The sequence below is a fragment of the Halostella sp. PRR32 genome (genome assembly GCF_034808085.1).
Classification (GTDB): domain Archaea; phylum Halobacteriota; class Halobacteria; order Halobacteriales; family Natronoarchaeaceae; genus Halostella; species Halostella pelagica.
Genome location: NZ_JAXHGL010000299.1, coordinates 1 through 234 on the forward strand (window position 1 = coordinate 1; position 234 = coordinate 234).

General features: G+C 60.7%; 1 protein-coding gene. It reads left to right on the forward strand.

The features are described 5' to 3' along the window. The coding region (locus SM753_RS21180; protein ID WP_323193004.1) for a PD-(D/E)XK nuclease family protein at positions 1-234 on the forward strand (234 nt) is incomplete at both ends.

The window sequence follows — 234 nt, forward strand, 5'->3', positions numbered from 1 at the left end:
GATCTCCAACTGCCGATCTACCTGCTTGCATGTGAGCAGCTGTTCGAGGAACCAGTCAGGACTGCCGGCTATGCATATGTCGGGGAGCAGGGGCCACGAATCGACCTGCGGGAGTTCACCGACGCGGACCTGGACCGTGTGAGGGAACAGCTTTCCGACCGTCTCTCTGACGCCGCTGAGAGTTCCTTTGGGGCGTACACCGCTGGAGACCACTGCAAGTACTGTCCCCACAGG